The following is a 10,043-nucleotide window of genomic DNA, read 5'->3' as shown; positions in this document are numbered from 1 at the left end:
TTGTGGTGACTTAATTCTACAAGAAAAGGTCTTCCTTTTTGCTATTTATCTATTTACACAAGATATTTTACGCTCTCTAAGGAGAAGTTTGATAAAAAAACAAATAAGTAATCAAATTTATTTTATATATAAAATGTTAATTTCTGCAAACGAGATGAAGAAGAATTATATGCAAGGTACGTATATCGTTATATATGCGGCTTGGTGAGGCTCGTGCCAGATCAGGTGCAAAAGCAGCGAAAATCGACTACCCGCATGGTGTCTATAAAGTTGGGGAAAACATCCTATTACTGTTTCAATTATATTGACTTCGATTCTGATATCCAAATATAGTAAGGAATAATTGATTTTTGCCGTCGGGCATACCGGATACCATCTGTAAACAATTCGATAGGCTGCGAGAACACATGATCGAAGTATTTATGGATGAATATGAGCAGCATGGAGATGTTACTTACGAAGATGTTCAACCATGGATTCTCCCTGTGGCCGCCAGGAAGCTGAATGCGGATGGAATTACTGAAGAAGAAAAAATGTTACTGGTGCAAGAGATTCGCAAAGGCTTGGCCATTCTAGCATAACTCGGATTATATTTACTTTAAATCAAAACGGACATTCCCTCATCGCACTAGATTCGATGATGAGGAGATGTCCGTTTTTTCTATGTGTAGTCTATAGTCTATTGATCTGCAATCACGAGCCTTGTGCTAGTTTTTTTGAATGCTGGTATGAAACTTGTATGGATGTTCGAATCCGTTACGATGGTATCAATTTTGTCGAGCGGAGCGATGGAAATCGTGACGTCCTTGCCAAATTTGGTGCTGTCCGCCATGACGATGACCTGTTTGGACAGCTCGATCATTTTTTTGCGCGTAATGGCTTCTTCCAGGTTGTAGTCGGAAATGCCTTTTTCGATGGTGATGCCGCTGCAACAGATAAACGCCTTCAGCACATTCAGCTCATGAAAGTTGAAGATATACTCATAAGCAACGACGGACTGCTCCTCCCGCCGAATTTTTCCGCCGATCATGATCAGTTCCACATCGCTGTCCATCAGCTCGATTGCAACCGGCAGCGAATTCGTAACGACCGTCAGTTTCTTCTTATGCTTTACGTATTTGGCGATCTGGTACGTGGTTGAGCCGCTGTCAATATAGATGCAATCGCCGTCATGGACGAGCTCGCTGCATCTGCGGGCAATCCGCTCCTTCGACTCCAACTGGCTGACCATGCGTTCATCCATGGAAGATTCGCCGAATCGGGACTCCACAATTTTGACGCCGCCATAGATCTTTTCGACCCGCCCTTGCTTGGTCATGGTATTCAGATCCCTGCGCAGCGTATCCACCGAGATGTTCAGCTCTTCTGTAAGTTCCGCGATCTTCAGTACTTTACGAATCGTCAACAGCTCAAGTATTTTCTTCTGCCTCTCCAGTGGAAACATTCGCTCACCCATTCAATCCGCAGTAGTAGTTGGTGCCTGCATTTCATGTCTAGTTTACCGATTCGCCCCCTCAACTTCAATAGCTTTACCTATGTTATTCATAAGTTATGTATTAGGTATGGATGAACATAGTCAACAGTTGGTATTGAGTTATGAATGATATATGCATAATTTACTTAACTTTTACAGTCTTCCTGATTTTTATTTACATATGGTTTCTATACTGAGGATGTGTTTAAGGGAGGTGAGCCGTTTGTTGAAGTTGGAGCATATTCGCAAACAATTCGAAGATAAAGTGGTTTTGGATGACATCAATGTAGAAATCGGCGCTGGCGAGATTGTATCTCTGCTGGGGCCAAGCGGCAGCGGAAAGACCACATTACTGAATATTATTTTGGGACTCACCCGGATGGATCAGGGAAGAATCATGTTTCAGGGTCAAGATCTGAGCAATATGCCGATGAAGAAGCGGGGATTTAATATCGTTTTTCAGGATTATGCCTTATTCCCCAATCTGAATGCCTACGACAATATCGTATACGGTCTGCGCAACAAGAAGGGGAGCGTGAGTCAGCAGGAGGTGCAGGAATATATTGATTTCCTGGAGCTTCAGCCGCACTTGAACAAGCGGATCGGTGAACTGTCAGGAGGGCAGAAACAGCGAGTGGCATTGGCCAGAACGCTGGTTACGAAACCGAGAATTCTGCTGCTCGATGAGCCGCTCAGCGCATTGGACGGGGTGATCAAGGAATCGATCAAACAGCGGATTCAGTCGATCGCCAGGGAGTTCAAGCTGACCACGATCATTGTGACGCATGACCCGGAGGAGGCACTGACGCTCTCGGACAAAATCCTGATTATCGATCAGGGGCAGATTGCCCAATTCGGCACACCCCAGGAGATTGTCCATCATCCGAGCAACGATTTTGTGAAGCAGTTCATTATCCAGCAGCTGCACATCAAAAGGCAGAACATCTACAACCTGTTCGGTGAGCAGTATGCATAACGTGAAACCGGAAATGCGGATCATCTATACCGTCATCCTGTTATTGTTCGCGGTGTTTCTGTTCCTGCCGCTGCTTGTATTGCTGGTCCGCTCCTTTGGATCCGATCAAGGATTTACGTTTGAGCATTATGTCTCTATGGGGTCGAATCGGGAATTCCTGACGGCGATCGGTAACAGTGTGAAGATTTCGGGAGTAACAGCAGCGATCACAACTGTTCTGGGGTTCATCCTGGCGTATTCCATTCATTGCACGAAAATATACCGGCCCGTCAAAGGCCTGCTTAGAACCGTCATCATGGTCCCGATGCTGCTCCCAACGATTACATATGGGTTTGCCATCATGTACTCGTTCGGTAACCAGGGCTTGATTACCCGGCTTGTCGGGCACAATTGGTTTGAAATCTACGGATGGAACGGTCTGCTGATAGGCTATATCATTTATACCCTGCCACCGGTATTCCTGCTCATGCATAATGCGTTCAAGTATATTGATAAAAAATTCATCATCGTCTCCAAGTTAATGGGTGACGGAACGATGAGAAGTTTCCTGAATACGATTATGCGTCCCCTTGCGGGAGCGCTTGGCGGAGCCTTTGTGCTGTCCTTTATCTTGAGCTTTACGGATTTTGGGATTCCGGCTTCGGTTGGCGGTACCTATCCGGTCGTGGCGACGCAGCTTTACCAAGTGATGCTGGGCTCCATTCCGGACTTCGACCAAGGTGCTGCCATTGCGGTGATCATGCTGCTCCCGGCTGTGTTCGGCATCTGGCTGCTGAACTATTTGGAAAAATGGAACTTCCACTATGACAAGCTGTCGGATATCGAGCTGCCGCGGCAGCGTGTTCGGGATATCGCCTTCGGCATTCTATCATCGGTCATTGTGCTTGGCATGCTATCCGTTTTTGTTGTGATGTTCATTGCGCCATGGCTGAGCAGTTATCCCTATGACATGGCCTTTACGTTTAAGCATGTACGGGACGTGTTCCAATCAAGTGATTTGACAGGGGTATACCGCAACTCCCTCTGGGTCGCCCTCTTGACGGCGGTGTTCGGTACCTTGATGGCGTACGGATCGGCACTCTTGAATGTGCGTACGTCATTAAAAGCCCGCTCTGCGGTAGACATGGTATCCATGATCACCAATACGGTGCCCGGCATGGTGCTGGGGATATCCTACCTGCTCTTCTTTAATGGAAGCAGCCTGAAGGGCACCTTCATCATAATCGTCTTGTGTAATATCATTCACTTTTTTACAACACCGTATCTGATGGCCAAGAACTCCCTGTCCAAGATGAATCCCTCATGGGAAACCACGGGAGAACTGCTCGGGGACAGCTGGTTTAAGACCGTTTACCGGGTGATTCTGCCAAACTCGGCTTCAACCGTCATTGAGATGTTCAGCTATTATTTCATCAACGCTATGGTGACGATCAGCGGCATTATCTTTCTTGTATCTGCCCAGACGTCGCTTGTAGCCAGCAAAATCAAAGAGCTGCAGCATTTCGCCAAGTTCAACGAAATCTTCGTGCTGTCGATGCTGATCTTCTTCACGAATCTGATCATCAAGCTGGTGTGCGATGCATGGCAGAGGAGAACGGCGCAGCGGTGAAGCTGCCCTATTACATTCATGTCCGCTACGTTGCCGATCGTATTTCCGATCGCTGTTGTCTGCGGATTTCTCGGATTGAGTTGACTAAGCGGTAGAAATCCGCCGACAAAGGCGAACGCATTCGCTTCTCTAATACGATTCCGTCCTCTCCGCTGGGTATCGGCACAGATGAAACGGAAGCTCGGTGTCGGAATTATCATCTGCCATTCTGACAAGTGGAGAAGTTGGCTAACACATCTTTTCACCTCATTTTCAAATATAAAAATTCAAGGAGTGGAGTTAATCATGAGAAAGACGCTTAAAGGAATGCTGCTGTCATTAATCGCAATCAGTATGGTATTTGCCCTGGCGGGCTGCGGCAGTGGAAGCTCGGGGGAAGCGAAGAAAGTAGTCATCTACACCAACGGAGATGAAGAGGCTGTTGCTGCCATGGAAACCTCATTGAAAAATGCCGGATATGAAGGAAAGTACCTGGTGCAGTCTCTCGGCACGTCCGAGCTCGGCGGCAAGCTGATGGCAGAGGGGGACAAAATCGAGGCCGATCTCGTCACGATGAGCTCCTACTTTCTCGAAAGCTCGCAGAATAAGCATACGATGTTCAAAGATTTAGATTTTGATACAGGCGCCGTTGATGCCTATCCGGCATATTACACGCCGATTCTGGCGAATACCGGCTCCATCTTCGTGAATACAGAAGTGTTGAAAGAAAAAGGATTGCCGATGCCAACCTCCATCATGGACCTGACCAAACCGGAATTCAGCGGGCTCGTATCGATTCCGAATATTATGGATTCCTCCACCGGCTGGCTGTTGGTTCAGGCGATCATCAGTCAATTCGGCCAGGAAACCGGACGCCAGGTGCTCCGTGATCTGATTGCTAATGTCGGGCCGCATCTGGAGAGCTCGGGCTCCGGTCCAATCAAGAAGGTGAAGGCGGGTGAAGTGGCGGCCGGATTCGGACTTCGGCATCAGGCGGTAGCAGCAAAAGCTGACGGTGCACCGATTGATTATGTCGATCCTATTGAAGGAAACTTCTCGCTGACAGAATCGGTTGCGGTGGTGGACAAGAAGAATGCAACAACAGACGTTGCCATGAAAATGGCAGAAGTCATCGTGAAGGATGCCAGAAAAGACCTGATCGTGAACTACCCGGTGGCTCTGTACAAAGGAGAGAGCGTCGATGAAGTTAACAAGCCTGCGTACTCGATGACCTTTGAGAAGCCGCTGACCGTAGAGCTGCTGGAAGAGCATCAGCAATTCTTCAATGGATCCAAACAATAAGCCATCTTAGGAGTGATGCGATCATGAATACCTACAAGCTTTTGACACCGGGACCTTTGACGACAACCAGGGCAGTAAAAGAGGAAATGCTCGCGGACCGCTGCACCTGGGATGATGAATATAAAGCCATTACGCAAAAAATTAGATCACAGCTCCTGAATCTGGCCGGAGCCGATCCAGCGCAATATACGGCTGTGCTGATGCAGGGAAGCGGCACGTTTGCCGTCGAAGCCGTCATGACGTCCGCCATTTCGGATGACGATAAAGTATTGATTGTGACGAATGGCGCTTATGGCGAGCGGATCGTGAAGATGGCGGAGTATATCGGACTGAACTATACGGAATACAAGTTGAATTACGACGAGCATCCAGACGAAGAGGAGCTGCGGGCCAGACTCCATAAGGACCCGCGAATTACGCATATCGCGATGGTTCACTGCGAGACGACGACCGGCATTCTGAACCCATTGGAATTGATCTCAAGTCTGTCCAAAGAATACGGAAAAACCCTTATCATCGATGCCATGAGCAGCTTTGGCGGCATGGAAATCGATGTTCAGGGTCTCGGAATCGACTACCTGATCAGCAGTGCGAATAAATGCATTCAAGGCGTACCGGGATTCGGCTTTGTCATCGCCAAGCTGGAGAAGCTTGCGGCCTGCGAAGGAATTGCGCGCAGCTTGGCGCTCGACCTGTACGATCAATGGAAGGGGATGGACCAGGACGGCAAATGGCGTTATACCTCGCCGACCCATGTTGTGGCCGCTTTCTCTAAAGCGCTGGATGAGCTGTATGAAGAAGGAGGCATTTCCGCCCGGTTCAGTAGATACCAGAATAACAACCGCCTGCTGCGGGAGAGATTAGCACAGATCGGTATCCAGGCTTATATTACGGATGACAAACAATCGCCGATCATCACCACGTTTCTATTCCCGAGTGAAGGGTTTAGCTTTGAGCACTTTTACGCTTATATTAAAGAAAGAGGCTATGTGATATACCCGGGCAAGCTGACCGATGTGGATACCTTCCGCATTGGGAATATTGGAGAGATTTACGAACAGGACATCGAGCAGCTATGTCATATCATCGAAGAATATATGGGGGTGACGGCACAATGAACCGAGTCGAAGGCGTCATATTAGACTGGGCCGGAACGGCTGTAGATTATGGATGCTTTGCGCCTGTGAACGTGTTTGTCGATATTTTTAAGAACGCCGGCATTGAAGTGACGATGGAGGAAGCAAGAGCACCGATGGGCATGCTGAAGATCGACCATATTCGTGCCATGCTGTCCATGCCGAGGGTGTCCGCACTATGGGAAGCGAAGTATGGAAGAGCTTTTGATGAACAGGATGTAGAGCGACTGTACGCGGAATTTGAGCCAGCCTTAATGACTTCGTTATCCGAATATACGGACCCGATTCCGGGTGTCATCGAGATAGTTGCAGCCTTGAAGGCTCAGGGACTGAAGATTGGTTCCACAACGGGGTATACGAGCAGCATGATGGAGGTTGTGGCTGCGAATGCGCGGCAAAAAGGTTACAGCCCGGATATCTATTTCACACCGGATAACACCCGCTCCAAGGGAAGACCTTATCCTTACATGATCTACCGGAATATGGAGGCCCTCCAATTGTCCGCTTCATGGAAAGTTGTGAAGGTGGGAGACACCGTCTCCGACGTGAAGGAGGGCGTGAACGCGGGCGTTTGGTCAGTTGGCGTGGTGATTGGCAGCTCGGAAATGGGGCTGAGCATGGATGAGTTCCAAGCCATGTCGGAATCGGAGCGCGAAGCCGCCATTTCAAAAGTCGAACAGAGATTCATTTGGCATGGGGCCGATTTTACGATTCGGACGATGCGGGAACTGTCGCAATTAATCGAGCGCATTAACGACATGCTGGCTCAGGGAAAAAGACCGGGAATTCGAGGCTAAGATGGCAGTTAATGAAGCAGCCGCGTGAGAATGCGGCTGCTTCTAAGCTATTCGTGGCACTTAACGCTCCTGATTCACCTTGTGGAGGGAAGGATCGAATCGTTATAATTAAACATTACCTACTCACCATTTGGTAATCCTTGTATATTAGGAGTGTAACTTTGAAGGGACGTGAAACCGTTGGTATAACGCGTTGTATTGCATGTTCATGCTGTTTGATAATTTTTCATATCATACCCATGGGAGGATACAATGAGCGATATACAGCGGATTGTTGAGAATTTAGATCGGATTTTGCCTCAGTTTTTACTTGATGAACCCTTGCCGGGCTTGGCTATTGGCGTGGTATATAATCATCGAATGATCTATGCCAAGGGATTTGGGGTCACGGATGCAGAGAATGGAGAAGCAGTTACAGAACGCACCCTGTTTCATATGGCCTCCGTCTCGAAAACGTTTGTTGCTACTGGTATCATGCAGCTTGCTGAGGAGGGAATCATCAAGCTGGACGGTTTAGTGTCGGATTATTTGCCTTATTTTCAAATGGCGGATGACCGGTACCGGCAGTTGACGATACGCCAGCTGCTAAGTCATACATCAGGACTGCCGGATGAAGATGATTTTGCATGGGATTGTCCTGAATATGATGAGGGAAGCTTGGAGCGATATGTAAGGGGCTTGAAGGATTACAAGCTGCAAAGAGAGCCAGGTCAGGCTTTCGATTATAGTAACATCGGCTATGAAATATTAGGCGACGTGATAGCGAAGGTCACGGGCCTTTCGTTTGAACAATATATGAGAGAAAAGGTGATTGCTCCTGCCTCCATGCAGAGCAGCACTTTTTTGAAGGAAGAGGCTGCCATCGATACGCTGGCAACACCCCACGTGCTCGGACTTCAGGAGGGTTACGGTGCTCAGGTCAGCCGCATATTTCCTTATCATCGTGCCCATGCGCCAAGCTCAACCCTCTATTCCAATGCGCTTGATATGTGCAACTATGCATTAACTCATTTAAGTGGGAGCAGTATGCGTAGGGAGGCAAACGCCATACTCGAAGCGAACAGCTACAGTGAAATGTGGCAAAAAGAGGCGTCTACGGAATATGGTGATGGTCTCGATAAAATGGGCCTTGGGTGGTATATGGGTCAATACCGGGGGCGCCGTGTCATGTCTCATATGGGGCGGGATACCGGGTTTCGCAGCAACCTTATGCTGCTGCCGGATGAAGGAATGGGCGTATTGTTTATGATGAATGCCGATCATGTTGGGGGCAAAATACTCAGTTCAGCGATTCTGGATGTTTTGTTGGGGGATGATGTTCCTTATGTACGTAGATCGCTTGCCCATCACTTATCACAGCTTACGATTTTGTCTGGGGTAGATGCGGCGGTTAGGGAGTATAACGAGATTCAGCAGTCGTGTCCGGAACGCTTCCTTGTTCTTGAAGGAGAGTTCAATGCAGGCGCTTATACGCTGATGCGGGGAGGGTGGCTTCAAGAGGGAATCCGGCTGCTCGAACTGTCCGTACAGATATTCCCGGTATCCTCCAACATCCATGATAGTCTTGGTGAAATGTACCTGCTTGCGGGTCAACACGAGCTTGCGCTGAAGCATTATCAGAAATCGGTTGAGCTGGACCCTGAGCATGGTGAGGGAATTCGTATGGTGAATGAGCTGCTTCAGTCCAAATAAGGTATGAGGCACAGGGCATTAGCATAAGTTGGATATCTATCCTGCGGTAGCAGGTACGCTTGTGTCAATCTATAAAAAAGAGCAGTCCCCATGGGCTGCTCTTTTTCTTCGTTTCTCTTACTGTACATACGTGCCGATAAACTCCGTCACTTCGCGGTCATACCCTTCGGGATCAAACTGGCGCGCCATGCCATGGCCTGCACCGGGAACGATGAACAGCTTCTTATGCTCCGGGCCGTTCTCGTACAGTTCATATACCATTTCGGCAGGTACGAACAGGTCACCGCTTCCGTGAATGAACAGTATCGGTGTTTTGGATTTCTTCACCTGTTCTAGCGCGGAGGCTTCGCCAAAGGAGTATCCAGCGCGGAACTTGGTCAACAGGCTTGTGGATTGAAGCAGCGGGAAGGACGGAAGCTTATACATGCGCTTCAGCTGATAGCTCAGCTCATCCGTGACCGAGGTATACCCGCAGTCCTCGATAATGGCTTTGACCTGCGTAGGAAGCGCCTCGCCACTGGTCATCATGACGGTTGCGGCACCCATGGACACGCCATGAAGAACGATTTGAGCGTCTTCTTCCTTCTCCGTATGTTGGATGACACGGTCGATCCATTTTACATAATCCTTACGTTCCGGCCAGCCGAAGCCGATGTAATCGCCTTCGCTCTTCCCATGACCGCGCGCATCGGGGATAAGGACGTTGTAGCCCAAGTTCTCATGGTACATTTGGGCAAAAGCGCTCATCTGCTCCGAATGTCCGGAGTATCCATGAGCTATAATAGCCGTTTTATCCGTGGCCTTTTCAGCAGGTAAATAGTAAGCATGCAGCTTCAGACCATCGTCTGAAGTCAGACTCCATTCTTCGAAGCTCTGTCTGGCCCACCAATCCTTGCTGTCCGCGAAGGAGTTGTCGATGTTCGCATTGGCTTCGAGGTCCGGGTTCCCGTTCAGAAAGTCCTTGTCGGCACGGGCAATAGCGACGTTATAGAAGTAGAAGCTGGCTGAGACAATAATGACAGCTAGCACTGCGATGATTGTAGCAGACATGATTATGGTCCTTCTTTTCATGGTTGAT

At 48.6% G+C, this 10,043-nt stretch carries 11 protein-coding genes; 8 read left to right on the top strand and 3 right to left on the bottom strand.

Annotation, left to right across the window (positions count from 1 at the left end; genetic code table 11):
* Positions 1 to 208, top strand: a 208-nt coding sequence (locus AM231_RS29580; protein WP_207383625.1) for a hypothetical protein, incomplete at its 5' end; no start/stop codon positions are given.
* A gap of 199 nt (positions 209 to 407) precedes the next feature.
* A complete protein-coding gene (locus AM231_RS29125) occupies positions 408 to 581 on the top strand; it encodes a hypothetical protein (RefSeq protein ID WP_165593425.1) in 174 nt (57 codons plus the stop codon).
* A gap of 98 nt (positions 582 to 679) precedes the next feature.
* Here AM231_RS29125 and AM231_RS16780 read toward each other — a convergent pair whose 3' ends face one another.
* Complete coding sequence (locus AM231_RS16780) at positions 680 to 1,456, bottom strand: DeoR/GlpR family DNA-binding transcription regulator (RefSeq protein ID WP_242615216.1); 777 nt, start codon at positions 1,454 to 1,456, stop codon at positions 680 to 682.
* Between the two features lie 241 nt (positions 1,457 to 1,697).
* On the opposite strand from AM231_RS16780, the gene AM231_RS16775 reads away from it, so the two are divergent.
* Together AM231_RS16775 and AM231_RS16770 are read left to right on the top strand one after the other, a co-directional pair.
* Positions 1,698 to 2,450: an ABC transporter ATP-binding protein gene (locus AM231_RS16775; protein WP_054403724.1), complete on the top strand. Its 753-nt coding sequence runs from the start codon at positions 1,698 to 1,700 to the stop codon at positions 2,448 to 2,450.
* Positions 2,443 to 4,059, top strand: coding sequence for an ABC transporter permease subunit (locus tag AM231_RS16770; RefSeq protein WP_054403723.1), 1,617 nt, complete (start codon positions 2,443 to 2,445; stop codon positions 4,057 to 4,059). The genes AM231_RS16775 and AM231_RS16770 overlap by 8 nt, the downstream gene beginning before the upstream one ends.
* Before the next feature lie 25 nt (positions 4,060 to 4,084).
* Here the strand turns inward: AM231_RS16770 and AM231_RS29575 are convergent, their stop codons facing one another.
* Positions 4,085 to 4,225, bottom strand: a complete 141-nt coding sequence (locus tag AM231_RS29575; RefSeq protein ID WP_207383624.1) for a hypothetical protein — start codon at positions 4,223 to 4,225, stop codon at positions 4,085 to 4,087.
* Positions 4,226 to 4,344: 119 nt separating this feature from the next.
* On the opposite strand from AM231_RS29575, the gene AM231_RS16765 reads away from it, so the two are divergent.
* The 4 genes from AM231_RS16765 (at position 4,345) to AM231_RS16750 (ending at position 8,965) form a co-directional block, all read left to right on the top strand.
* The gene (locus AM231_RS16765; protein WP_054403722.1) at positions 4,345 to 5,340 is read left to right on the top strand and encodes an extracellular solute-binding protein; all 996 of its coding nucleotides are present in this window, start codon (positions 4,345 to 4,347) and stop codon (positions 5,338 to 5,340) included.
* A gap of 23 nt (positions 5,341 to 5,363) precedes the next feature.
* Positions 5,364 to 6,458: a 2-aminoethylphosphonate--pyruvate transaminase gene (gene phnW, locus AM231_RS16760; protein WP_054403721.1), complete on the top strand. Its 1,095-nt coding sequence runs from the start codon at positions 5,364 to 5,366 to the stop codon at positions 6,456 to 6,458.
* On the top strand, positions 6,455 to 7,273 hold the full coding sequence (phnX, locus tag AM231_RS16755) for a phosphonoacetaldehyde hydrolase (RefSeq protein WP_054403720.1): 819 nt from the start codon (positions 6,455 to 6,457) through the stop codon (positions 7,271 to 7,273). The genes phnW and phnX overlap by 4 nt, the downstream gene beginning before the upstream one ends.
* Positions 7,274 to 7,525: 252 nt before the next feature.
* The gene (locus tag AM231_RS16750; RefSeq protein ID WP_054403719.1) at positions 7,526 to 8,965 is read left to right on the top strand and encodes a serine hydrolase; all 1,440 of its coding nucleotides are present in this window, start codon (positions 7,526 to 7,528) and stop codon (positions 8,963 to 8,965) included.
* Positions 8,966 to 9,082: 117 nt separating this feature from the next.
* Here AM231_RS16750 and AM231_RS16745 read toward each other — a convergent pair whose 3' ends face one another.
* Complete coding sequence (locus AM231_RS16745) at positions 9,083 to 10,036, bottom strand: alpha/beta hydrolase (protein WP_054403718.1); 954 nt, start codon at positions 10,034 to 10,036, stop codon at positions 9,083 to 9,085.
* Positions 10,037 to 10,043: the final 7 nt, after the last annotated feature.

The organism is Paenibacillus solani (assembly GCF_001277345.1).
Classification (GTDB): Bacteria; Bacillota; Bacilli; order Paenibacillales; family Paenibacillaceae; genus Paenibacillus_AQ; species Paenibacillus_AQ solani.
This window is presented reverse-complemented; position numbering and strand designations above follow the sequence as displayed.